This window comes from Kingella oralis (genome assembly GCF_014054985.1).
In the GTDB taxonomy this organism is placed as follows: domain Bacteria; phylum Pseudomonadota; class Gammaproteobacteria; order Burkholderiales; family Neisseriaceae; genus Kingella_B; species Kingella_B oralis.
In genome coordinates this window covers 1705276-1727838 of the sequence record NZ_CP059569.1, presented here as the reverse complement: position 1 = coordinate 1727838, position 22563 = coordinate 1705276, and the positions used below count along the sequence as shown (strand labels likewise).

The following is a 22563-nucleotide window of genomic DNA, read 5'->3' as shown; positions in this document are numbered from 1 at the left end:
CGATGAACCGTTCCATTTTTGTTTTCAGGCTGCCTATGGCAAGTAATCAAGGGCAGCCTGAAAACAAGATGCACAATAAAGACGGTGGATTGTTGTCCAATCGTTTGAATGATTTTAGTCTTGTAGAAGTCCATAAATTTGTTTTCAGGCTGCCTATGGCAAACAATCTAAAAGTAGGGTATGTGGCTTTGCCACGCACCGTTTAACCCTGCAAACCACCTTAAAGGCAGCCTGAAAACAAGCGCAACGCATCCCAGCGCAGTCCCAAACGCCCACCCGCCGCATTATCCTTGTTCACATGGAAGACAAGACTACATCGCCGCAGCCCCATCGCCCATCCCGTAAACACCCCCAAGGCAGCCTGAAAATGCCCTCCGAAACCCCCCTACGCCGACAGCTTGCCCGCTTCCTTTCCTCTGCCGAATTCCCCGCCGACCCCGCCCCCTTTCTGCTAGACCAGCGCAAACGCTACACCAGCGCCAACTGCCTTGTGGTACAACCGATGAGCGTGGAGAGCGTGCAAAAAATCGTGCGCTTTTGCGCGGCAAACCGCATCCCCATCACGCCGCAAGGCGGCAACACAGGCACAGTCGGCGGCAGCATTGCCCAAAGCGGCGTGCTGCTCAATTTAAGCAAGCTCAACCGCATCCGCCGCGTCAATCTCGCCGACAACACGATAACGGTGGATTCAGGCTGCATCTTGCAAGACGTGCAAACCGCCGCCGCCGCACACCAACGCTTCTTTCCGCTCTCACTCGCCAGCGAAGGCAGTTGCCAAATCGGCGGCAACATCGCCACCAACGCAGGTGGCTTAAACGTGCTGCGCTACGGCACGATGCGCGATTTGGTGCTGGGGCTGGAAGTGGTGCTGCCCAACGGCGAGCTGCTCAACCACCTGATGCCGTTGCACAAAAACACCACGGGCTACGAAACGCGCCATCTGTTTATCGGCAGCGAGGGCACGCTTGGCATCATCACAGGCGCAACGCTCAAACTCTTCGCCCCGCCGCAAGCCGTGGCAACCGCATGGGTGGGCGTGGACAATATTCAGGCTGCCGTAACCCTGTTGTCGCACATCAAAAACCATTTTGCCGAACGGCTGTGCAGCTTTGAACTCATCAGCGAATTTGCGCTGGGTTTATCCGCCCAATTCAGCCGCATCACCGCGCCGCTTGCCGCGCCGTGGCACATCCTTGTGGAGCTTACCGACAGCCTGTCGCGCGACGATTTGGGCGATTTGCTGGCGGAATATTTATTCAACTTGGGCTACGAAAACGCCGTACTGGCGCAATCGCAGCGAGAACGCGCCGATTTATGGACGCTGCGCGAAAACATTTCTGCCGCGCAACGCAGCCTAGGCGCCAATATCAAACACGACATCGCCATGCCGATTGAGCGCGTGGCCGCGTTCACCGCCGCTTGCGATGCCGAGCTACTCGCCGCCTATCCCGAGATGCAAATCGTTATGTTTGGGCACTTGGGCGACGGCAGTTTGCACTACAACACCTTTTTGCCCATCCGCAGCAACGAGGTTTACCAATTTGAAGATGCCGTAAACGCCGTGGTGTATCGCAACGTGTTGGCGCAGGGCGGCACGATTGCGGCGGAGCATGGCATAGGCAGCCTGAAAAAGCATTGGCTGCCCCATGTGCGCAGCGCCGATGAGCTGGCTCTGATGCGCGCGATTAAAGCGCAGCTAGACCCGCTGGGGCTGATGAACGCGGGCAAAGTGCTGGCGTGATTTTCAGGCTGCCTCGGGCGCTTGCCCGTTTCCGACAAAGGCAGCCTGAAAACCGCGCGCCCAATGTGTAAAGACCGCGCCCGCCGGCAAAACAACATCCGACTACATCGCGCCCCCGTTATCAAGCCGTCCGCCCCCGCAAGGCAGCCTGAAAAATTGTAAAGACGCTTGTCTCGTTTGAAAAAAATCGCAAAAACCCTAAACAAACATCTATGAATGTAAAAACAGAACTGTTAAGATACCGTTGCATTTTCCCAACAATAAGCAAAGGATAGAAATCATGAGCAGCAAAGTATTATTAGTCGATGACGACGACCTCCTCACCGAACTGCTGACCGAATACCTCACCGCAGAAGGCTTGGATGTAACCCGCATGCCCGACGGCGAAAGCGGCGTGCAGGAAATCTTGGGCGGCAACCATTACGACGTGGTGGTGCTGGATTCGATGATGCCGAAAATGAACGGTTTGGACGTGCTCAAAACCGTGCGCGCGCAAAGCAAAATCCCCGTGATTATGCTCACCGCCAAAGGCGACGACATTGACCGCATCATCGGCTTGGAAATGGGCGCGGACGATTATGTGCCCAAGCCTTGCCAGCCGCGCGAATTGCTCGCCCGCATCAACGCCATTTTGCGCCGTTCGCAGCAAAACCCTGATGCCAACGCCGTCTCCGCTAGCATTGTTGCCAGCGGCGTAACCCTGTTCCCCTCTAAACGGCAGGCGATGGTGGGCGACAGCATGCTGGAACTGACCAGCACCGAGTTCAACCTGCTGGAAGTGCTGATGCGCCACGCGGGGCAGGTGGTGAGCAAGGAAAACCTGTCGCAAGAGGCGTTGGACCGCAAGCTCGCCAAGTTTGACCGCAGCATTGATGTGCATATTTCCAGCATCCGCCATAAACTGGGCGACGCATCGCTGATTCAAACCGTGCGCGGTTTGGGTTATCTGTTTGTGAAAAACTGACGCGCCGCGCATAATCGGGCAGCCTGAAAACGAGTTTTCCGCTTTCAGGCTGCCTTTCTTGTTTACATGATTACCCTGTTGCCAAAATCCTATGCACCCTTTTCTCGCCCAGCTTGCCCCCTATCTTACCGAACAGCGCCAACGCAACCGCTCGCCGCACACGCTGATTGCCTATGAACGCGAATTGCGCGAGCTGGCAAACCTGCTGCCCGCAACCGCGCAGCCTGCGCGCCGCGATTTTCAGGCTGCCTTCCGCCAACTTTCGCAGCGCGGCTTGCATCCCGCCAGCCTTGCCCGCGCGTTATCCGCATGGCGGCAATATTGCGATTATTTGGTGCGCCAAGGCAGCCTGAAAACCAACCCCGTGCAAGACATCAAAGCGCTGAAAAAGCCGCAGCGGCTGCCCCGCGCCATTGAGCGCGACACCCTCAACGCCTTGCTGGACCAGCCCGCCGAGTCGGACGACACGCTCGCCCTGCGCGACCAAGCCATCGCCGAGCTGCTTTACGGCAGCGGCTTGCGGCTGGCGGAGCTGGCGGGTTTGAACTTGGCGGATGTGTATTTGGACGCGGGCTGGCTGAATGTGCACGGCAAGGGCAGCAAGCAACGGCAAGTGCCGCTTACGCAAAGCAGCGTGGCACTGCTGCAACAATGGTTGGCGCAACGCCCCGCCCAGCCGCACGAAACCGCGCTGTTTACCACGCAACACGGCACGCGCTTGGGCAGCCGCCAAATCGCCAAACGGCTGGATAATTGGGCGCAGCAACACGGCAGCCCGCAGCACATTTCGCCGCACATGCTGCGCCACAGTTTCGCGGGGCATCTGCTGCAAGCCTCGCGCGATATTCGCGCGGTGCAGGATTTGCTGGGGCACGCGAGTTTGTCTAGCACGCAGATTTATACCAAGCTGGATTTTGACCACTTGGCGGCGGTGTATGACGAAACGCATCCGCGGGCGCGGCGGGGGAAGAAATAGGCAGCCTGAAAACCGATTAAGCGAAAGAAAATATGTCCAGATTCAACGCCAAAACCCTGCAAGTCTTGCGCCAAGCGGGCTGGCATCCCAACCGCCGCACCGATATTGCCGCCATCGCCGCCCGAGCCGCCGCCTGCGGTTATGAAATCGGCGAAAACGTCCGCGCTTTTGTGCGGGAATTTGACGGCTTATCCGTGGGTTATCCCAATGGGAATTTTTTGTTTGAATTTCGCGCCCGCTCCGAATACTGCTCCCGCGAATGGTTTTTGGAAATCGCCAATATGGTTGGCGAAAACGGGCTGGTGGTCGGCTCCACGCCTGCCGTTTTTTTGATTATTGGCGAGAGCGGGCGGATGTACGGCTATTGCGACGACATCGGCGAAACTTATCTTGTCGGCGCTTGCATGGATGAGGGCGTGGAATTTGTCTGCCGCCGCGGCAATCCGTTCAAGCATCCGTTGTAACCCGTTTTCAGGCTGCCTTGGGGTGGGTTGCCGCCGCCATCGGCAGCCTGAAAACGCTTGGGGGCGATTGCGGCGTGGGTTTGTTTTGCGGGGCGGTTGGCGTTGGTTGCGGTTTGCCGCTGTGCATTGGTTTAACCTGTCTGCGATAAAAGGCAGCCTGAAAACGGTATCTTCGTTTTCAGGCTGTCTTGTTATCTGCGCTTGGCGAAGCGGTTGGGGAAATGGTCGGGCGAAACCTTGTCTGCAATCTTGTTCGCAGTTTGCAGTTCGCAAGATGGTTCACAACAGATGCAGCTTGGCTTCCACCAGCCCGTTGTCGTGCGGATGTTTGTTCAGCGTGAAGCCGAGTTTGAGGGCGAGTTTTTGCATGGGGTGGTTGTCGGCGAGGATTTCGGCGCGCATCAGGGTGTGCCCTTGGGCTTTGGCGTGGGCGATAAGGTGGGTCATCAGTTGGTGGCCGATGCCTTGCCCTTGCAGGCTGTCGTCGATGATGATGCCAAATTCGCAGCTTGTTGGGATGGGGTCGGCGATGTAGTTGGCGTGTGCGAGTGGCTTGGGGTTGGGGCTGTTGGTGTGGAGAATTAGGGCGTGGTCGCGGTGGTAATCGGGGCTGGCGAGTTGGGCGAGCAGGGTGGGGGGTACTTCGCTGGCTTTGCTCATAAAGCGGGTGTAGCGGCTGTGTTCGCTTTGGGCTTGGATAAGCTGTTGGATAAGGGTGGCATCTTCGCTGCGCACGCTGCGTAGGATGGCGGTTTCACCGTTGCGTAGGGTGAGCATTTGTTGGATGGGGGGGATGGGGGCGAGGATGTTGGGGCTGCCTGAAAAGCTGTTGGGGTCTTGTAGGTTGAGTTTGATGCTGTGGTGGTGGCTGGGGCTGGCGAGGTGGAGGGTGAGGTCGTGGATTTCGGGTAGGCGGGCGAGGATTTCGCTGGTGTTGAGTAGCCAGTCTTGCCATTGCTCGGGGGGGAGTTGTAGTTGGTTGAGGGCGGCTTGGAGGGCGGTGGGTTGGATGGGGGGCAGTAGGCTGGTGCTGTGGTGGGCGGTGGTGATGGTGAGGGTTTGCCCGATGGGTTCTTGCCGCGCCCAGGTGAGTTGTAGCACGGGGGTGTCGTGGCTGTGAGTGAGGTTGAGGGCGGCGAGTAGGGCGTTGCTGCCCATGCGGGTGGCGGGTAGGATGGCAACGGGGATGAGGGGGCGGATGTGTTTGTGCAGTTCGTCGGCGGCGTGGGCGGCGTGGGTGTAGTTGTGCGGGGGTTGGATTTGGTGGCGTTGTTGGTTGTGGCGATGATAGAGGTTGAGCTGGGCGAGGGCTTGGATGGCGCTTTCGGGCTGCTTGAAGTGTAGGATTTTGCGTTGGTTGAATAGGGCGCGCACTTGGGGGGTGTCTGCGCTGCCGAGCCATACCAGCAGCAGGGGTTTGCGGCTGTTTTTTTGTAGGGTGGAGACCATTTGGGCAACTTGTTGGCTTTCGGCGGTGTTTTGCCCTGTGTAGATGATGAAGATGGCGTCGATGTGCTCGTCTTGCAGGTATTGGGATGCGGCAGCCTGAAAGGTGGCGGGCAGGGCATCGGTGAGCAGGTATAGGGGGTTGTGGTGGCTGGGTTTATAGGGCAGGTATTTGGTGATGCTGCGGATGGTGTGGGCTTGGGGTTCGGTGAGTTGGAGGTCGGTTTTGCGGCGCAGGGTTTTGAGGGTGAGGGTGCTGATTTGGGGGCTGTTGCTGATGATGGCGATGCGTTTGCCGCGGCTGATGATGCCTGTGTGGATGAGTTTGGCGGCGCTGAAAAATTGTTCTAGGGTGTGGGCGATGAGGATGTGTTGGCGTTCCAGCGCTTGCAGCAGCATGGCTTCGGCTTGGGGATTGGCGTCGTGTAGCGTGATGAGTACGACCACAGGCTTGCGGCGAGCGGCGGCGGTGAGCGCGCTGATGAGTTCGCGCAGGTTGTCGTTGAGCGTGCTGATGTGCACGAGCAAGGCGGTGCTGCTGGTTTCGGCGGCGATGTGGTCGATGATTTGCCCTGTGCTCACGGGGTAGTTTTGCGTGTTGAGGGTAAGCAAGCGGCTGAATGTGATGTCGCGCTCTTGGGCGTAGCGGGCAACGCAGTCGGCGATGCTGGTGGATTGTCCAATGTAGGCGCAGGCTTTGGGGGTATTTTCAGGCTGCTTAAAGAGTTCGGCTAGGCTGTTGCTGGGCAGGGAAATCAGGTTGATGCGGGCTTTGCGGGCGGCTTCGGCGGCGCGGTTGAGTTTATTGCGCCATGCGCTGGGGGCGGAGTCTAGCTCGTTAATTAGGATAAGATGGCGCAGGTGGATTTTGGCGGCTTCGCGGATGATGCTGGCGAGTTTGTCGGCAGATAAAACGATGATGGCTAAATCGATGGTGTGTTCGCTGGCGGCTTCGCTGAGGTTGGCATAGGATTTTTGCCCACCGATGGTTTTGTGGTTGGGGTTGACGGGGATAACGCTTTGGAATTGGGGCAGGGCGGTAAGCTGGGTGTAGACTTTGCGCCCGATGCTGCCGATGCGGTCGGATGCGCCGACAACGGCGATGCGGGCGGGGGCGAAGAGGGGGGATAGGCTTGGCATGGGGTGTCCTTGTCCTTAGGGTTGGGTTTCAGGCTGCCTGATAGGGTGGGGATAAAGGCAGCCTAAAAATGGGTTGGGGTGCGAATGTGGGCGCGGGCGGTTTGGTTTGATTGTGTGTTTTCAGGCTGCCTACTACGCCACGGCTATAAGGCAGCCTGAAAACCTTTGCACAACCCGCAACTAATGAAGCGTCGGCGGCTCGCCGACATCTCGCCAATCAATTAAACCTTGTTAAACACACGATTTGGCGATGCGCCGTTGTTGTTCCATTTTAGTTTTCAGGCTGCCTAATCATGATTAACGGATAGAGACAGCCTGAAACGGATTATGGCTGTGTATCGCTGTAAACGGGTTGATTGGATGTTTTTCTGGCTGCCTACTACGCTGCTGTTGTAAGGCAGCCTTGCCCCTTTGTCCAAATCTTTGATTTGGGTATAAAGGGGTATGCCGCCGCGCAACGCGCAAGCCTGAAAACGGCGGCAGGCTAATCATCCAACCCCTCTTCCGCCATCGTCACTTCCCCCGCCACGCCCACATAAACCTTGCTCGCGCCCCAACTCGGATGGCTTTCAAAATCTACCGCAAACCGCCGCTCGGGCAATGCCGCCAGCCGCTGCCACGCTTCAGCCGCCGCGTGGCACGAAGCCTCGGGCAAGGTCGCCACCCGATACACCTGAGGCGGCACCATCCATTCGCCCGCGCCCGCAGGCAACGGCGCATCGTTGCTCACCAAATGCCCAATCATCAAAGTATAGCCCGCGTCGTGATACGAATGGCGCAGCGCATACACGCTTGGGGCAAACGCAGGCAGCGCATCTTTCAGGCTGCCTGAAAGCCAGCGTTGCCACGCCGCCGCCACATCCTCCGCCTCATGCCGAAAGCGCACGGGCGCGGTCAAGCCCATCACGCGAAACGGCGGCAGCGCGGTCGTTTTCAATGCCGTGTTCACGCGCATAACGCCATCGTCCACAAAATCGCCAGCATCGTTAAAGCCAGCATTTGCGCCGCCGAACCCACGTCTTTCGCGCGTTTTGCCAGCGGGCGGATTTCCAGCGAAATATCGTCCACCACCGCCTCAATGCCCGAATTGAACAATTCCACAATCAGCGAACCAAACGAAGCCGCAACCAAAATCATGCGCACCGCAGGCTCCGCATCCACAAACCACACCGCAACCAGCAACACCGCGTGCAGCCACACCAGCTGCCGAAACGCCGCTTCATGGCGATATGCCGCGATTAAGCCGTCTTTGGAATAGCCCGCAGCGTTGATAATCCGTTGCAAACCGCGCTTGCCTTTTAGCGCATTGGTGGCAGGTTCTTGCATCATCAGTTGTCCCGTAAACAAAAAACGCAATGATAACAAGGTTTCAGGCTGCCTAAAATAGAACCCGCCAAGGCAGCCTGAAAACCCCGACCGCGCGACTATATAAGATATAACCCGCAATTCTTTGGCAAAACCCGTTTTTCCAGTAGAATGCGCTCTTTACTTTAATTAACACAAGGACACCCATCATGACCAAAACCCTCCTTTCCGCCGCCACCATGTTGCTGCTTGCCGCCTGCGGTGGCGAACAAGCCCAAACCGCTGCCCCAAGCAACGCCCCCGCCGCCAGCCAAGCCGCCAGCGCCACGCAAGCCGTATCCGATGCCGCTCCCGCCGCCAATCCGCAAGGCAGCCTGATTGAGCGCATTAACAACAAAGGCACAATTACCGTTGGCACCGAAGGCACATACGCACCCTTCTCCTACCACGATAAAGACGGCAAACTCACAGGCTACGATGTAGAAGTAACCCGTGCCGTGGCAGATAAACTCGGCATCAAAGTAGAATTTAAAGAAACCCAATGGGACAGCATGATGGCAGGCTTAAAAGCAGGACGCTTTGACGTAGTCGCCAACCAAGTGGGCTTAACTTCGCCCGAACGCCAAGCCACGTTTGACAAATCCGAGCCGTATAGTTGGAGCGGCGCGGTGTTGGTGGTGCGCAAAGACGACGACAAAATCAAAAGCCCAGCCGATATTAAAGGCGTGAAAACCGCGCAATCGCTCACCAGCAATTTCGGCGAAAAAGCCAAAGAAGCCGGCGCGGAACTGGTGCCCGTGGACGGTTTGGCGCAATCGCTCACGCTGATTGAACAAAAACGCGCCGATGCCACGCTTAACGATGAGCTTGCCGTGTTGGATTATTTGAAGAAAAACTCCAATGCCAACGTGAAAATCGTATGGCACGCGCCCAAAGAAGAACGCGTTGGCTCAGGTTTGATTACCAACAAAGGCAACGACGAAGCCATCGCCAAATTCAGCGGCGCAATGAAAGAGCTGCAAGCCGATGGCACCTTGAAAAAACTAGGCGAACAATTCTTCGGAAAAGACATCAGTGTTAAATAATTTCCTGCAAAATCTGCCCTTTATGACCCCACAACGCGCCCAGTTGGTTATGGACGCGTTTGTGCCGATGCTTAAAGCGGGCATTACAGTTTCCGTGCCGATGGCTGTGGCATCATTTGTGTGTGGCATGATGATTGCCGTTATCGTGGCATTCGTGCGCGTGATGCCGCAGGGTGGCTGGTTGCACCGCATCTTTTTGGCGGTGTTTAGGGTGTATATTTCCATTATTCGTGGCACGCCAATGTTGGTGCAACTGGCTGTTATATTTTATGGCTTACCCGCCATGAATATATATTTTACCCCTATCCCTGCTGCTATTATCGCTTTCTCGTTGAACGTGGGTGCTTATGGTTCGGAAACGGTGCGTGCTGCCATCCTGTCCGTACCCAAAGGGCAATGGGAAGCAGGTTTCTCCATCGGCATGACTTATATGCAAACGTTTCGCCGCATTATCGTGCCACAAGCCTTGCGCGTTGCCGTGCCACCGTTAAGCAATTCGTTTATCGGCTTGTTTAAAGAGACCTCGCTGGCATCGTTTGTAACCGTAACCGAGCTGTTCCGCACTGCTCAACAATATGGCAACGTAGGCTATGATTTTCTGCCCGTTTACATTGAAGCTGGTTTTATTTACTGGATGTTCTGTTGGGTACTATTCGTTACCCAAGCGCGGCTGGAAAAACATTTTGACCGCCATGTGGCAAGGTAACAGGTTTTCAGGCTGCCTAAGCGCAAACATAGGCAGCCTGAAAACTATTCATTTAACCTTTTCAGGCTGCCTCATTCCCCCCGCAGCTCCGAAAGCAACACCATGATACAAATCCGCAATATCCACAAAACCTTCGGCAGCAACACCATCCTGCGCGGCGTAGATTTAGATGTCGCCAAAGGGCAAGTGGTCGTGATACTCGGGCCATCAGGCTCGGGCAAAACCACCTTTCTGCGCTGCCTCAACGCGCTAGAAGTGCCCGAGCAAGGCAGCATCTGCTTTGAGCGCGAGCCCATCGTCAGCATCAATTTCGCCACGCAACACAGCAAAAAAGACATTCTCGCCCTGCGCCGCAAATCGGGCATGGTGTTCCAGCAATACAACCTGTTCCCACACAAAACCGCGCTGGAAAACATCATGGAAGCGCCCGTGCAAGTGCAAGGCAAGCCCAAAGCGCAAGCGCGCGAAGAAGCCCTTGCCCTGCTCGCCAAAGTAGGCTTGGCAGATAAAGCCGATTTATATCCCTACCAGCTATCGGGCGGGCAGCAACAACGCGTTGGCATCGCCCGCGCCCTTGCCTTGCAGCCTGAATTGATGCTGTTTGACGAGCCCACTTCCGCGCTAGACCCCGAGCTGGTGCAAGACGTGCTCAACACCATGAAAGCCCTTGCCAACGAAGGCTGGACGATGATAGTGGTAACCCACGAAATCAAATTTGCGCTGGACGTTGCCGATGTGGTGGTGGTGATGGACGGCGGCGTGATTGTGGAACAAGGCTCGCCCGAAACCCTGTTCGCTAACCCGCAGCATGAACGCACGAAGAGTTTTTTGAGCAGGTTGAAGGCGGAGTAGGAGGGAATAGAGGCAGCCTGAAAACGCGCAAAGCAAGTTTCAGCGAAGCTTAAACCTGAAAGACAGCGCGGCGCGCTACGCTTTTCATTCCAATGCCAAGTTATACAACGCTTTTTTGTTTTCGCCCGTGATTCGGGCGGCGAGTTCGGCGGCTTGTTTGGTGGGCAGTTCGCTTGCCAAAATCCGCATCACGTTTTGCGCTGCTTCGGGCAGCGCGTCGCGTTTTTGCGGCGGCGCGGGGTGGATAACCAGCACCATTTCGCCGCGCGATTGGTTGCTGTCGGCGGCTAAGGCAGCCTGAATTTCGCTTACGCTGCCAGTTAAAAAGGTTTCAAAGGTTTTGCTGATTTCGCGCGCCAGCATGATATGGCGTTGGGGCAGAACGGCGGCCATGTCGTTTAAGGTGTCGGCGATGCGGTGCGGCGTTTCAAAGGCGATGATGGGGTAATCGGCGGTTTGCCACGCGGCGAACAGTTTGGCGCGCTCGCTGGATTTGGGCGGCAAAAAGCCGTGGAAATAGAAGTTTGGCTCGGCGATGCCCGCCACGCTCAACGCGCCCATCACGGCAGACGCGCCCACCACAGGCACGGTCGGGTAGCCCGCTTCGCGCACCCGCGCCACCAGTTTTGCCCCGGGGTCGCACACGGCGGGCGTGCCGGCGTCGGAAATTTGGGCGACGATTTGCCCGCTGGCGAGCGCGGCGATGATTTTGCCCGCCATTTGCTGCTCGTTGTGTTCGCGCACGGAAACGAGCTTGGCTTGGATGCCGTAGGCAGACAGGAGCTGGGCGGAAACGCGCGTGTCTTCGGCGCAGATGAGGTCTGCTTTTTGCAGCACGGCAAGGGCGCGCAGGGTGATGTCGGCAAGGTTGCCGATGGGGGTGGCAACGATGTAGAGCGTGCCGGAGGCGAGGGTGTCTTGGGCTTTTTGGAGGTGTTTTTGCATGAAAAGGCAGCCTGAAAACGTGTATCTGAACGGTAAACAAAGAAGCGCGGATTTTAACGCGAAACAGGGTTTTCAGGCTGCCTATATGCTACGATAGCCACCCGTTTACGCAAACGCTTACGCCACGCCAAAGGCAGCCTGAAAGGGTTTTCAGGCTGCCGTCGTGTTCCTATCCTCACCAACCGAAAATCCCTTATGACCACTCCACCGCTTGGCATCTACCGCCACTACAAAGGCAATCTCTATCAACTGCTCCACATCGCCCGCCACAGCGAAACCGAAGAGCCGCTCGCCGTGTACCGCGCGCTGTACGGCGATTACGGCGTGTGGGTGCGTCCGCTGGCGATGTTCACCGAAAGCGTGGACACCGCCAACGGCAGCGTGGCGCGGTTTGCACTGGAAAAAGCGTTGGATTAGCGGCGGCGCGGCGCAATGAAAGGCTGCCTGCGCAGCAACGCGAAGTGGCGAAGTTAAAACGGGCGAAATAAGTTTCAGCCGCGCTGACACCATTTCAGATACGTTTTAGCTTCGCCGCTCCGCGTTGCTGCGCAGGCAGCCTGAAAACGGGGCGGACTAATCAGCGTTTGGGTTTCCGCCTTCTTGGGCAGCGGCTTCCGCCTTTTCGGGGAACAGCAGCGAAGCCAACACGCCCGCCGCCAACACCGCCAGCACCACCACCAACGAAGCCGCGGGCGAAATATCCCAGCCGTGGTGGAACATATGATTGGTCGCCGATAACACCAGCTTAAACGCGATAAAAAACAGCAACACAATCACCGCTTTTTCCAAATGCACCAAATAGCCCTTCAACGCTTCCAGCACAAAATACAGCGTTCGCAAGCCCAAAATGGCGAACATCATCGCGCTGTACACAATCAGCGGCTCTTTGGACACCGCAATCACCGCAGGCACGCTGTCAAACGCAAACATCACGTCCGACAACTCAATCACCGCCAAACACAAAAACAGCGGCGTCGCCACCCATTGCCCCTTTTTCATCGCCTGCGGATGGTTGTTTTCAGGATGCTTCGCATCTTCGCCCGCCAATTCCAAATGCGTTTGGGGATGGCTGGCTTGCGCTTTTGCCAATTCTTCCGCGTTCAAAAAGAAATTGTGCCCATAAAGGCGCGGGAACACGGGGAAAAACTTGTGCACCCAGCGGTATGCCAAGTGGTCGGAATAATCCTCGCTTTCCTTTTTTTCTTCTTCGTTTTGCTGTTTCAGCATCATCACGGCGGAATAGCCCACCGCCGCCGCGAAAAGCAGCTCCACCCAAGCGCTTAACGCCAGCAGGCCCGCGCCAATCGCCACAAAAATCATGCGGAAAATAATCGCGCCGATGATGCCCCAATACAACACGCGATGGCGCAGCCCCTCGGGCACTTTAAACCATGCGAACACCGCCATCATCAGGAACAGATTGTCCACGGATAACACTTTTTCCAGCGCATAGCCCGTGAAGAACAGGCTCGCCGCTTCGCCGCCGTGGTGTATCCACAAATAAACGCCAAACAAAACCGACACACATACCCAAAACAAAGACCACATCGCGGCGCTTTTGAGCGACATGGGTTTGTCGTCTCTGTGGGCGAACAGGTCAATCGCAATCGCGCCGACCGATAAAATGATGAAAACGGCAACCGTTTCTATGGGGAAACCGAGATGTCCAGTCATAAGAAATCCTGAATAAAAGAGGGAATAAATTTTCGTGCGCGCGGCGGGGAACGGGCGGGCGCTCAGACAAAAAATAATTCGCCAGATTATAAATGATTTTTATCAATTTCTAATAAGAGATTGAACAAGTTTTTGTAAAGAGAGGGGTGGGATAAGAAGGCAGCCTGAAACCTTAGCGAAGCAGCGTTGCGAAGCTACAAATCCGTAAGGTCGGGCATGGATGCCCGACAAACCATGCCCTATATACAATACGCCACAACGAAAAACGTCGGGCATCCATGCACGACCTGCTGTTTGACCAAGGGTTCAGCCTGAAAAGAGCCATGCCGTCATTCCTGACTGTGCGGGAATGACGGCGTTTGATTTTCAGGCTGCCTATCCGCTTTAATCCAGCCAAACAATTTCCAATTTACACGCGCCGATTTCGTTCCACAACGCGCGGGTCATGGCTTCGTGTCCGCCATGGCGTGTGCAGCAAAGCACGGCGCGGGTTACTTCGCTGGTGTCGTGTCCGCTCATGCGCAGCAGGTTAATGGCAACTTGCAAGGGCGGCAGCGTGGGGTTGTAGGCGGCGTTTTCGGCGTAGCGTCCTGTGTAGATTTCGTTGCCTGCCACAAGGGCGATGCCAGCGTAGGCGCGGGAATAGGGTGCGTGGCAGGTTTGTGCGGCGGCAAAGGCGGCTTGCTGGGCGGCATCTAGGTTTTCAGGCTGCCTGATGGCGTGTTGCACGGGGGTGAGCAGGCGCTCGGGGATGTTCAAATCTTTGGGCGAAAAGCTGTCGGGCAGATAGCTGTTGAGCGTGTTGTCGTGGCTGTGCGGCAGGTGGATTTTCAGGCTGCCTGCATCGGGCAGCTCGTTGAGAAACTGGCGGCAATGTCCGCAAGGGGTGTAGTTCACAACTATATCGGTGATGCGTGTTGCGCCGCGCTGCCATGCGTGCGACACCGCGCTTTGCTCGGCGTGGACGGTTTGCCCCATGCTGGCGGTGGCGCATTCTTGGTTCGCGCCGAAATAGAAATTGCCTTCGCCATCAATGGCAATCGCGCCGACGTGGAACTGCGACACGGGCACAACGGCTAACTTTGCCGCTTCGGGCAGCAAGGATAGGGCAAGCGCAATTTTATCGCCGTTAAAGGCGGCTGCGCGGGTTTGAACTTCATGTTTAGGGATAAAACTCAACATTTTTTTTGCGCTCCATTAAGTAAAATTGTAAAAAATTTGGTTAAGAGTGTTGTATTATAACCGCCTGTGTACAACCACATTTTATTTAAGGGAAGAAAAATGGAAATTTTACATAGCTTGCTGGGCATGGCGGTGCTGATTGCGATTGCCATCGTGTTGTCCAAGCATCGCAGCAAAATCAACAAGCGCACAGTGAGCGTGGCGTTTGCCATTCAGTTTGCACTGGGCGCGTTTGTGCTGTATGTGCCTTGGGGGCGCGCTGCGTTGGAATGGTTTTCCAACGGCGTGCAAAGCGTGTTGAACTTCGGGCAAAAGGGCACAGAATTTGTGTTCGGCGGCTTGGTGGGCGACAAAATGTTTGAAGTGTTTGGCGGCGGCTTTGTTTTCGCGTTCCGCGTGTTGCCGATGATTATTTTCTTTTCATCGCTGATTTCTGTGCTGTATTACTTGGGCGTGATGGGCTTTGTGGTGAAAGTGCTGGGCGGCGCGTTGCAAAAAGCGCTCGGCACTTCGCGCACCGAAAGTTTGTCCGCTGCGGCCAACGTGTTCGTGGGGCAAACCGAAGCGCCGCTGGTGGTGAAACCTTTTATCGCGCGGATGACGCAATCGGAATTGTTTGCCGTGATGACAGGCGGTTTGGCTTCTATCGCAGGCTCGGTGTTGGGTGGCTATGCGTCTATGGGCGTGCCGCTCACTTATCTGATTGCCGCATCGTTTATGGCGGCCCCCGGTGGTTTGCTGTTTGCCAAATTGATGCACCCCGAAACCGAAACGCCCGAAACCGTTACCGACGATAAATTGAGCTTTGTGGGCGAAGGCGAAACGCCGCCCAGCAACGCGATTGACGCAGCCGCAGCGGGCGCATCCACAGGCTTGCAAGTGGCGCTGAACGTGGGCGCGATGTTGATTGCGTTTGTGGCGATTATTGCGCTGCTCAACGGCATCGTGGGCGGCGTGGGCGGTTTGATGGGCATGCCTGATTTGTCGCTGCAAAAAATCTTGGGCTGGCTGTTCTCGCCCTTGGCTTGGTTGATTGGCGCATCGTGGGCAGACGCGCAAACCGCAGGTTCGTTTATCGGGCAAAAATTGGTGATTAACGAATTTGTGGCGTATTCCGAGTTCACCAACTACATTAAAGACGCGGCAAACCCTGTTTTAAACGACAAAACCAAAGCGATTATTTCGTTTGCACTGTGTGGCTTTGCCAATTTGAGCTCTATTGCGATTTTGGTGGGCGGCTTGTCTATTATGGCGCCTAATCGCCGTGGCGATATTGCCAAATTGGGCGTGCGCGCGCTGATTGCGGGCACGTTGTCCAACCTGATGAGTGCCACCATTGCGGGCTTGTTTATTGGGTTGAATTTGCCGTAAAACGGTTTTAGCTACGCTGAACTGCGTTTCAGGCTGCCTTAGGCGAACGCAATAGGCAGCCTGAAAATCCATTCTAGTTAGGCAAGTGCGTTGAGGCAGCCTGAAACCTTTGCAAAACCTGCAACCGATGGAGCGTCGGCGGCTCGCCGACATCTTGGCAACCCAGTCATATTCTGTTTAATCCGCCATTTGGCGGCGAGCCGCCGCCGTTCCATTTTAGATTTCAGGCTGCCATTGGGGTTTTGCATGAAAATCCATTTTAACTAGCCAAGCGCATTGAGGCAGCCTGAAACGCCATTACAAAAAAGGAAACGCCATGAACATCAGCAAAGCCAAAATTCTTTCGCTTTTAGATTTAACCTCGCTCAATGATGACGACACCCCCGCCGTGATTGACGCGCTATGCCGCAACGCCACGCAAGCCATCGGCAAAGTGGCGGCGGTGTGTGTGTATCCGCCGTTTGTGGCGCAAAGCCGCGCAAGGCTGCCCGAGAGCAGCGGCATCAATGTGGCGACTGTGGTCAATTTCCCCACGGGCGATGAGCCGCTGGCAGACGTGCTAGCCCAAACGCAGCAAGCCTTGGCAGACGGCGCAAACGAAATTGACCTCGTGTTCCCCTATAAAGCCTTGCAGCAAGGCAACGCCGCCGCTGGCGAAGCCATGTGCAACCAAATTGCCACGCTGGTGCATCAGCAAGCAGGCAGCCTGAAAGTGATTTTGGAAACAGGCGCGCTCTCGCCCGCAGAAATCGCCCAAGCCGCGCAAATCGCCATCGCCGCAGGCGCAGATTTTTTGAAAACGTCCACAGGCAAAATCGCCCACGGTGCAAGCCTAGAAGCCAGCGCGATTTTGTTAGACCAAATTGCCCAAGCCAAGCAACCTGTGGGGCTGAAAATTTCGGGCGGCGTGCGCGACATTGCCACCGCCGAAGCCTATATTGCCCAAGCCGCCGCCAAAATGGGCGCAGATTGGGTGCAGCCTGAAAACTTCCGCATCGGCGCATCATCATTATTGAAGGAGCTTATCTCATGCTAATCCAAGAAATCATCCGCAAAAAACGCGACAAACAAACCTTATCCCCAGAAGAAATCCAGTTCTATATCAAAGGCGTAACCGACGGCAGCATCAGCGAAGGGCAAATTGCCGCGATGTGCATGGCGATTTATTTCAACGATTTAAATCTAGACGAGCGCACCGCTCTAACCCTTGCCATGCGCGATAGCGGCGACAGCCTGAATTGGGACAAATACCATCTCAACGCCCCCACGCTGGACAAACATTCCACAGGCGGCGTGGGCGATGTGGTGTCGCTGATGCTGGCGCCCATGCTGGCTTCGTGCGGCGGCTTTGTGCCGATGATTGCAGGGCGGGGCTTGGGGCACACGGGCGGCACGCTGGACAAATTGGAAAGCATCAAAGGCTTTGATATTTTCCCCACGCCGCAAAAAATGCAGGAGTTGGTAAAACAAATCGGCTGCGTGATTGTGGGGCAAACGGGCAACCTTGCCCCCGCCGACCGCAAAATCTACGCCACGCGCGATGTGACCGCCACGGTGGAAAACCTGTCGCTGATTACCGCGTCCATCTTGTCTAAAAAGCTCGCCGAAGGCTTAACCAGCTTGGTGATGGATGTGAAAGTGGGCAACGGCGCGTTTATGCCCACTTACGAACTTTCGCGCGAATTGGCGCAAAGCATCGCCCAAGTGGCGACTAACGCAGGCTGCCAAACCACCGCCTTGCTCACCGACATGAACGAAGTGCTGGCTTCCAGCGCGGGCAATGCGGTGGAAGTGCGCGAAGCGGTGCGCTATTTGCGCGGCGAAGGCAGCCGCAACCCCCGTTTGCACGAAATCACGCTCGCGCTGGGCGCGGAAGCCTTGGTAAACGGCAAACTCGCCGCCAGCCGCGAAGACGCGCGCGCCAAATTGCAAGCGGTGTTGGACAACGGCAAAGCGTATGAATTGTTTGAAAAAATGGTGGTGGCGCAAGGCGGCAGCACCGCGTTTGAGCAGCTGCCCAAAGCGGCGGTGGTAAAACCCGTGTTGGCGCAGGCGGCGGGCTACATCCAAAGCATGAACACGCGCGACATCGGCGTTGCCGTCATCAACTTGGGCGGCGGTCGGCGTGTTGCCAGCGATGCGATTGACCACAGTGTGGGCTTTGACGAAATCCTGCCCATCGGCGCGCGCGTGGAAGCCGACACGCCGCTTGCCATGGTGCACGCGAAAGACGAAGCCTCGTGGCAGGCCGCCGCGCAGGCATACCGCAACGCGGTGAGCATCGGACAAACGCAGCCTGAAAGCCGCCCCATGGTTTATGAAACCCTAGCGGGCTAATCTCGCACCGTCATCCGCGCCCTTACCCGCGCGATAACCGTTTTCAGGCTGCCTATTTGTTCAAGCAATAGGCAGCCTGAAAACTCATTGCCGCACGCAATGCGCAGCGGTTGGTTTTCAGGCTGCCCATTACAATGCAGCCTGAAACCTTTGCGCAGCCTGCAAGCAACGGAGCATCGGCATCATGCCGATGTTGCCAACCCGCCAAACCCCGAATGCGCCATCGGGCGGCGGGCCGTTGCCGTTTTATTTCCGATTTCAGGCTGCCTATCCCCGATGCAGCCTGAAACGCCGTTTAGCAAAGCCAGAAACCATGCCCCGCCTTATCCCCAAAAGCCTTGTTTCCCGCCTAACCCTGCTGGTAACCACATGGCTCATCTCCGCCTTTATCGCCATCAGCATCACCATGCTGCTTTCCTTGCGGCTGGAAGGCGGCGCGGCAGCCGTGAACGACACGGGCGGCCTGCGCTACCAAACCTACCGCCTGCGCCTGTATCTGAACGACACCAGCAAAGTGCAAAGCCTGATCCAAACCTTCGACCAAACCCTTGCCCGCCTGCACCACAGCGACCCCACCCGCCCGCTGAACCTACCGCAAGACCGCAGCATCCAGCAGCACCTCAAATTGCTGCAACAATATTGGGAAACCCAAATCAAACCCCAATACCAATCGCCCAACCCCAATCTCGCCCTGTTGGACAACCACCTGATTCCCAACTTCGTCGCCAGTATCGACAGCCTCACCCGCACCATAGAACACAACAACGCCTATTACGTCCAATGGCTGCGCGTGTTCCAAACCGCGCTGATGGTGCTGATTTTCGTGGTGTCGGGCATCACCATCGTCCTGCTCAAAATCTGGATTATCCGCCCGCTCAAAAATTTGGAAACCGGCGTGGCCGCCATCCAAAACAGCCAATTCGGCGAACACATCCCCGAAGACAATTCCACCGAATTCGCCATCGTGGACAACGGCTTCAACCGCATGAGCAGCCATCTCGCCCGTCTCTACGGCAAGCTGGAACAGCAGGTTGCCGAAAAAACCCAAGACCTCGTGCGCAAAAACCACACCCTCAACACCCTATACACCGTCGCCCAAGAGCTCAACCAAACCCAAACCATCCGGCAGGCCGCGCAAACCTTCCTGCCGCACATCCTCGCGCTCACCCCCGCCGAAGCCGCCGATGTGTCCGTCCACAACAACCTTATCGCCCGCCAAAGCAAAAGGCAGCCTGAAACCCCGCCCAGCCTGCCGCCGTTCACACAAAGCTTTAAAATTCGCGCCAATGAAACCACACTGGGCACACTTGTTCTATACTACAACCAAAGGCAGCCTGAAAACCCCGATGGCGGATTGGTGCAAACCCTTGTGCACCAGCTTGCCCTAGCCATCCACAACAACCAGCTTGCCGAAGAAAGCCGCCAATACGCCGTATTGCAAGAGCGCAACACCATCGCCCAAGGCCTGCATGACAGCATCGCCCAATCGCTCAGCTATCTGAGCCTGCAAACCCAAATGCTGGAAAACGCATGGGCAAACCAAGAAACCCAAGCCGCGCAAGAAAACCTGCAATCCATCAAAACCGGCATCCAAGAATGTTACGACGACGTGCGCGAGCTGCTGCAAAATTTCCGCACCAAAATCACGCAGAAAAACATCAACGAAGCCATAGAAACCCTCGCCCAACGCCTTGCCGAGCAAAGCCACATCCGAGTGCACACCGAATGGCACGGCAACGGCGCGCCGCTCACCCCCAGCCAGCAGCTGCAATTCATCTTTATTTTGCAAGAAAGCCTGTCCAACATCCGCAAACACGCCCAAGCGCAAAACGTAACCATCCGCATAGACAACCAACAAGACTACACCCTCACCATCACCGACGACGGCATCGGCTTTAACCCGCACACCGAACGCACCGACGACCACATCGGGCTAAACATCATGCAAGAGCGTGCCCAACGCATCAGAGCCAGGCTCAGCATCCAATCCCAACAAAACCACACCCGAATCCAACTCACACTGCCCAAAAAAGAGAGAAACCAAACATGACCATCAACATAGCCCTTATCGACGACCACACCCTGTTTCGCAGCGGCATCAAAGCCCTATTAAGCCGCCAAACCGAATTCAGCATCGTAGGCGAAGCGTCAGACGGATTCAGCGGCGTGAAACTGGTGGAGCAAACCCGACCCGATGTCGTTTTGCTGGATTTGAACATGCCGCAAATGAACGGGCGCGACGCGCTCGCCCAAATTCTGTCCAGCCGTCCCGAGCAAAAAGTCATCATGCTCACCGTGTCCGAAGACAGCGAAGACTTAACCGAATGCATCCGCTTGGGCGCCAGCGGCTTTTTGCTAAAAAACATCAACGCCAACTATCTGATTGAATCCATCAAAAAAGTGGTAAACGGCGACAACGCCTATTCGCCCGAAATGACCGCGCGGCTGGTGCAATCGCTGATTCGCCCCGCCCAAGCCGAAAGCGCGTTAAGCCAGCTCACCCCGCGCGAATTGGAAACACTGGGGCATCTGGCGGCGGGATACAGCAACAAAGCCATCGCCAAAAACCTGAACCTTGCCGAATCCACCATCAAAGTGCACGTGCAAAACATCCTGCGCAAGCTGAAACTGGACAGCCGCGTTCAGGCTGCCGTGTTTGCCATACAGCACAAAGTGCCGCTGCCCGATTGCGCCAAAGAAGGCAACCACTCCGCAGAGTAGGGCGGATTAAAGCCCTAGCCGCCCGGATTATGAATGAAGGCAGCCTGAAAACGGTTTTCCCCGTTTTCAGGCTGCCTTTGGCGCATCCAATCCCGTTCAATCCCCCGCCATCATCGGCTGTTTTCCGCTATAATTCGGCTCTTTTTTCAAAAAAATCCTGCCATTAAACCCGTCCCGCAAAGCTTCACCCCATGCCCCTTCTTTCCATTGAATTTGCCGTTTTCTTGCTGCTGTTTCTCCCGCTTTATTGGGCGTTTGCCCGCCGCCCCAAATGGCAAAACGCGCTGTTGCTCGCCGCCGGCGCAGGCTGGCTGTATCACGCCAACCCCGCCTTTCTTGCCGCCGTTGCCGTGCTGTCCGTTTGGGTGCACCTTATCGCCTGCCAACTGGTGCGCCCGCAGCAAAAACACGGCAAGAGCTGGCTCGCGCTCGGCGTTTCAGGCTGCCTCTTGTTTCTCGGCGTGTTCAAATACTACGACTTCTTCCGCCCCTATCTGCAAAACTACCTCGGGCAAAGCGAAATCGTGGACATCCTGATGCCCATCGGCGTGTCGTATTACACCTTCCAATCCATCGCCTATCTGGTGGAAACCCACCGCGCCCCGCTGGTCAAGCCGTTCACATGGGCAAACCTGCTGCTGCACCTGAGCTTTTTCCCCACCATCACATCGGGCCCTATCATCCGCGCCGTGCCGTATCAAAATAAAGTGGTCGGCATCGCCCAAGGCGCGCAAGCCCAAATCCAAACCACTGCCCCGCGCAGCATCCTGCGCCCTGCGCTGGCGGTGTGCCTGATATTGGCGGGCATCGCGCAAAAATGGTGGTTTGCGGGCAGCTTGGACGAAGGCTGGGTGTCGCCCGTGTTTGAAAACCCCGCGCAGTTTGACGGGTTCAGCATCCTCGCCGCCATCTATGGCTACACCTTCCAGCTTTTTTTTGACTTCGCAGGATACAGCGACCTTGTAATCGGCATCGCCATGCTGCTCGGTTTCAGTCTGCCTGAAAACTTCGCCGCGCCGCTGCGCGCGTTCAATCTGGTGGATTTTTGGAATCGCTGGCACATCAGCCTGTCCACATGGATACGCGATTATGTTTACATTCCGCTGGGCGGCAGCCGCCAAAATTTCACCCGCACCCAAATCAACCTGCTGCTTGCCATGATGTTTTCAGGAATCTGGCATGGATATGGCTGGAATTTCCTGATTTGGGGCACGCTGCACGGCATCGCCCTCGTGTGGCTCAATATTGGCAAAAAGCTGTTTAAAAATAGAAAACTCAGCAACCTCAAAATCGGCAAAATCCCCATCGGCAAAGCGCTCGCCATTTTGATTACGTTTCACTTTGTGTGCTTCACGTTTGTGGTTTTCAACGCCCGCGATTTAGACAGCGCGCGCCTGATGTTCCAAGCCCTGCTGTATAACGGCAAAGGCTGGGCGATTTCCGATTGGTACAACATCGGCTTAATCGCTGCATTTGCCCTGATGCTTGCCGCCTACCCGCTGCTAAGCAAGCTGTTCCAATACGCCGTATCCGCCTTAGAAAAACTCCCGCTTTGGCTTTGGTTTATCCCCATCACCCTAGCCCTGATGATTATCATCACCTTCGCCCCATCAGGGTTGCCCAACTTTATTTACGCCAATTTCTAAGGCAGTAG

23 protein-coding genes are annotated in these 22563 nt (G+C 56.1%); 16 read left to right on the top strand and 7 right to left on the bottom strand.

The features are described from left to right. Window positions 1-2: 2 nt before the first annotated feature. The 6 genes from H3L93_RS09260 (at window position 3) to H3L93_RS09235 (ending at window position 4145) form a co-directional block, all read left to right on the top strand. Window positions 3-206: a hypothetical protein gene (locus H3L93_RS09260; RefSeq protein WP_003793767.1), complete on the top strand. Its 204-nt coding sequence runs from the start codon at window positions 3-5 to the stop codon at window positions 204-206. A 161-nt stretch (window positions 207-367) separates the two neighbouring features. Next, window positions 368-1741 carry an FAD-binding oxidoreductase gene (locus H3L93_RS09255; RefSeq protein ID WP_003793772.1) on the top strand — a complete coding sequence of 458 codons (1374 nt, stop codon included), beginning with the start codon at window positions 368-370 and terminating at the stop codon, window positions 1739-1741. 21 nt (window positions 1742-1762) lie between these two features. Then, the gene (locus tag H3L93_RS09250; protein WP_003793774.1) at window positions 1763-1903 is read left to right on the top strand and encodes a hypothetical protein; all 141 of its coding nucleotides are present in this window, start codon (window positions 1763-1765) and stop codon (window positions 1901-1903) included. Window positions 1904-2021: 118 nt separating this feature from the next. Beyond that, entirely contained in the window at window positions 2022-2705 is a 684-nt protein-coding gene (locus tag H3L93_RS09245; protein WP_003793777.1) for a response regulator transcription factor, read from the top strand. 91 nt (window positions 2706-2796) lie between these two features. Further along, window positions 2797-3681 carry a tyrosine-type recombinase/integrase gene (locus tag H3L93_RS09240; protein ID WP_003793779.1) on the top strand — a complete coding sequence of 295 codons (885 nt, stop codon included), beginning with the start codon at window positions 2797-2799 and terminating at the stop codon, window positions 3679-3681. 32 nt (window positions 3682-3713) lie between these two features. After that, on the top strand, window positions 3714-4145 hold the full coding sequence (locus tag H3L93_RS09235) for an SUKH-3 domain-containing protein (protein WP_003793782.1): 432 nt from the start codon (window positions 3714-3716) through the stop codon (window positions 4143-4145). Between the two features lie 279 nt (window positions 4146-4424). Here H3L93_RS09235 and H3L93_RS13380 read toward each other — a convergent pair whose 3' ends face one another. From H3L93_RS13380 to H3L93_RS09220, 3 genes are all read right to left on the bottom strand, one after another. Further along, window positions 4425-6731 carry a bifunctional acetate--CoA ligase family protein/GNAT family N-acetyltransferase gene (locus H3L93_RS13380; protein WP_003793786.1) on the bottom strand — a complete coding sequence of 769 codons (2307 nt, stop codon included), beginning with the start codon at window positions 6729-6731 and terminating at the stop codon, window positions 4425-4427. A 484-nt stretch (window positions 6732-7215) separates the two neighbouring features. Then, a complete protein-coding gene (locus tag H3L93_RS09225; protein WP_155802934.1) occupies window positions 7216-7701 on the bottom strand; it encodes a GyrI-like domain-containing protein in 486 nt (161 codons plus the stop codon). Continuing rightward, on the bottom strand, window positions 7677-8060 hold the full coding sequence (locus H3L93_RS09220) for a diacylglycerol kinase (RefSeq protein WP_003793791.1): 384 nt from the start codon (window positions 8058-8060) through the stop codon (window positions 7677-7679). The genes H3L93_RS09225 and H3L93_RS09220 overlap by 25 nt, the downstream gene beginning before the upstream one ends. Before the next feature lie 185 nt (window positions 8061-8245). Between H3L93_RS09220 and H3L93_RS09215 the strand changes: the two genes are divergently transcribed. The 3 genes from H3L93_RS09215 to H3L93_RS09205 all read left to right on the top strand — a co-directional run bounded on the left by H3L93_RS09215 (window position 8246) and on the right by H3L93_RS09205 (window position 10679). Then, window positions 8246-9121 carry an amino acid ABC transporter substrate-binding protein gene (locus tag H3L93_RS09215; RefSeq protein WP_155802936.1) on the top strand — a complete coding sequence of 292 codons (876 nt, stop codon included), beginning with the start codon at window positions 8246-8248 and terminating at the stop codon, window positions 9119-9121. Beyond that, window positions 9111-9827 (top strand): amino acid ABC transporter permease, encoded by a 717-nt coding sequence (locus H3L93_RS09210; protein WP_040558293.1) that lies wholly within the window; start codon window positions 9111-9113, stop codon window positions 9825-9827. Before H3L93_RS09215 ends, H3L93_RS09210 begins: the two co-directional genes overlap by 11 nt. 102 nt (window positions 9828-9929) lie before the next feature. Continuing rightward, window positions 9930-10679, top strand: coding sequence for an amino acid ABC transporter ATP-binding protein (locus H3L93_RS09205; RefSeq protein WP_003793800.1), 750 nt, complete (start codon window positions 9930-9932; stop codon window positions 10677-10679). Window positions 10680-10763: 84 nt separating this feature from the next. On the opposite strand, the gene rsmI is transcribed toward H3L93_RS09205, so the two are convergent. Then, window positions 10764-11624: a 16S rRNA (cytidine(1402)-2'-O)-methyltransferase gene (gene rsmI, locus H3L93_RS09200; RefSeq protein WP_003793802.1), complete on the bottom strand. Its 861-nt coding sequence runs from the start codon at window positions 11622-11624 to the stop codon at window positions 10764-10766. Window positions 11625-11819: 195 nt separating this feature from the next. Between rsmI and H3L93_RS09195 the strand changes: the two genes are divergently transcribed. Beyond that, window positions 11820-12041, top strand: a complete 222-nt coding sequence (locus H3L93_RS09195; protein WP_003793803.1) for a DUF1653 domain-containing protein — start codon at window positions 11820-11822, stop codon at window positions 12039-12041. 156 nt (window positions 12042-12197) lie between these two features. On the opposite strand, the gene H3L93_RS09190 is transcribed toward H3L93_RS09195, so the two are convergent. Beyond that, a complete protein-coding gene (locus H3L93_RS09190) occupies window positions 12198-13298 on the bottom strand; it encodes a TerC/Alx family metal homeostasis membrane protein (protein ID WP_003793805.1) in 1101 nt (366 codons plus the stop codon). Window positions 13299-13682: 384 nt separating this feature from the next. Next, the gene (gene cdd / locus H3L93_RS09185) at window positions 13683-14480 is read right to left on the bottom strand and encodes a cytidine deaminase (RefSeq protein WP_003793807.1); all 798 of its coding nucleotides are present in this window, start codon (window positions 14478-14480) and stop codon (window positions 13683-13685) included. Window positions 14481-14579: 99 nt separating this feature from the next. On the opposite strand from cdd, the gene H3L93_RS09180 reads away from it, so the two are divergent. Beyond that, window positions 14580-15851, top strand: coding sequence for a NupC/NupG family nucleoside CNT transporter (locus H3L93_RS09180; protein WP_003793808.1), 1272 nt, complete (start codon window positions 14580-14582; stop codon window positions 15849-15851). Window positions 15852-15928: 77 nt separating this feature from the next. Here H3L93_RS09180 and H3L93_RS09175 read toward each other — a convergent pair whose 3' ends face one another. Further along, window positions 15929-16099 (bottom strand): hypothetical protein, encoded by a 171-nt coding sequence (locus H3L93_RS09175; protein WP_003793810.1) that lies wholly within the window; start codon window positions 16097-16099, stop codon window positions 15929-15931. 68 nt (window positions 16100-16167) lie between these two features. Here H3L93_RS09175 and deoC point away from each other — a divergent pair, with 68 nt between their 5' ends. The 5 genes from deoC (at window position 16168) to H3L93_RS09150 (ending at window position 22555) form a co-directional block, all read left to right on the top strand. After that, on the top strand, window positions 16168-16887 hold the full coding sequence (deoC, locus tag H3L93_RS09170; RefSeq protein ID WP_003793813.1) for a deoxyribose-phosphate aldolase: 720 nt from the start codon (window positions 16168-16170) through the stop codon (window positions 16885-16887). Next, window positions 16881-18188: a thymidine phosphorylase gene (deoA, locus tag H3L93_RS09165; RefSeq protein WP_003793816.1), complete on the top strand. Its 1308-nt coding sequence runs from the start codon at window positions 16881-16883 to the stop codon at window positions 18186-18188. Before deoC ends, deoA begins: the two co-directional genes overlap by 7 nt. Before the next feature lie 184 nt (window positions 18189-18372). Next, window positions 18373-20238: a histidine kinase gene (locus H3L93_RS09160; RefSeq protein WP_081446074.1), complete on the top strand. Its 1866-nt coding sequence runs from the start codon at window positions 18373-18375 to the stop codon at window positions 20236-20238. After that, window positions 20235-20909 (top strand): response regulator, encoded by a 675-nt coding sequence (locus H3L93_RS09155; protein WP_003793822.1) that lies wholly within the window; start codon window positions 20235-20237, stop codon window positions 20907-20909. Before H3L93_RS09160 ends, H3L93_RS09155 begins: the two co-directional genes overlap by 4 nt. 191 nt (window positions 20910-21100) lie before the next feature. Continuing rightward, window positions 21101-22555, top strand: coding sequence for an MBOAT family O-acyltransferase (locus H3L93_RS09150; protein ID WP_003793826.1), 1455 nt, complete (start codon window positions 21101-21103; stop codon window positions 22553-22555). Window positions 22556-22563: the final 8 nt, after the last annotated feature.

Excerpts from the sequence above, each read along its gene's own strand:
- H3L93_RS09260 (WP_003793767.1), top strand. The coding sequence starts at position 3 with ATGAACCGTTCCATTTTTGTTTTCAGGCTGCCTATGGCAAGTAATCAA.
- H3L93_RS09255 (WP_003793772.1), top strand. The coding sequence starts at position 368 with ATGCCCTCCGAAACCCCCCTACGCCGACAGCTTGCCCGCTTCCTTTCC.
- H3L93_RS09245 (WP_003793777.1), top strand. The coding sequence starts at position 2,022 with ATGAGCAGCAAAGTATTATTAGTCGATGACGACGACCTCCTCACCGAA.
- H3L93_RS09240 (WP_003793779.1), top strand. The coding sequence starts at position 2,797 with ATGCACCCTTTTCTCGCCCAGCTTGCCCCCTATCTTACCGAACAGCGC.
- H3L93_RS09235 (WP_003793782.1), top strand. The coding sequence starts at position 3,714 with ATGTCCAGATTCAACGCCAAAACCCTGCAAGTCTTGCGCCAAGCGGGC.
- H3L93_RS13380 (WP_003793786.1), bottom strand. The coding sequence starts at position 6,731 with ATGCCAAGCCTATCCCCCCTCTTCGCCCCCGCCCGCATCGCCGTTGTC.
- H3L93_RS09220 (WP_003793791.1), bottom strand. The coding sequence starts at position 8,060 with ATGATGCAAGAACCTGCCACCAATGCGCTAAAAGGCAAGCGCGGTTTG.
- H3L93_RS09215 (WP_155802936.1), top strand. The coding sequence starts at position 8,246 with ATGACCAAAACCCTCCTTTCCGCCGCCACCATGTTGCTGCTTGCCGCC.
- H3L93_RS09205 (WP_003793800.1), top strand. The coding sequence starts at position 9,930 with ATGATACAAATCCGCAATATCCACAAAACCTTCGGCAGCAACACCATC.
- rsmI (WP_003793802.1), bottom strand. The coding sequence starts at position 11,624 with ATGCAAAAACACCTCCAAAAAGCCCAAGACACCCTCGCCTCCGGCACG.
- H3L93_RS09195 (WP_003793803.1), top strand. The coding sequence starts at position 11,820 with ATGACCACTCCACCGCTTGGCATCTACCGCCACTACAAAGGCAATCTC.
- H3L93_RS09190 (WP_003793805.1), bottom strand. The coding sequence starts at position 13,298 with ATGACTGGACATCTCGGTTTCCCCATAGAAACGGTTGCCGTTTTCATC.
- cdd (WP_003793807.1), bottom strand. The coding sequence starts at position 14,480 with ATGTTGAGTTTTATCCCTAAACATGAAGTTCAAACCCGCGCAGCCGCC.
- H3L93_RS09180 (WP_003793808.1), top strand. The coding sequence starts at position 14,580 with ATGGAAATTTTACATAGCTTGCTGGGCATGGCGGTGCTGATTGCGATT.
- H3L93_RS09175 (WP_003793810.1), bottom strand. The coding sequence starts at position 16,099 with ATGCAAAACCCCAATGGCAGCCTGAAATCTAAAATGGAACGGCGGCGG.
- deoC (WP_003793813.1), top strand. The coding sequence starts at position 16,168 with ATGAACATCAGCAAAGCCAAAATTCTTTCGCTTTTAGATTTAACCTCG.
- deoA (WP_003793816.1), top strand. The coding sequence starts at position 16,881 with ATGCTAATCCAAGAAATCATCCGCAAAAAACGCGACAAACAAACCTTA.
- H3L93_RS09160 (WP_081446074.1), top strand. The coding sequence starts at position 18,373 with ATGCCGATGTTGCCAACCCGCCAAACCCCGAATGCGCCATCGGGCGGC.
- H3L93_RS09155 (WP_003793822.1), top strand. The coding sequence starts at position 20,235 with ATGACCATCAACATAGCCCTTATCGACGACCACACCCTGTTTCGCAGC.
- H3L93_RS09150 (WP_003793826.1), top strand. The coding sequence starts at position 21,101 with ATGCCCCTTCTTTCCATTGAATTTGCCGTTTTCTTGCTGCTGTTTCTC.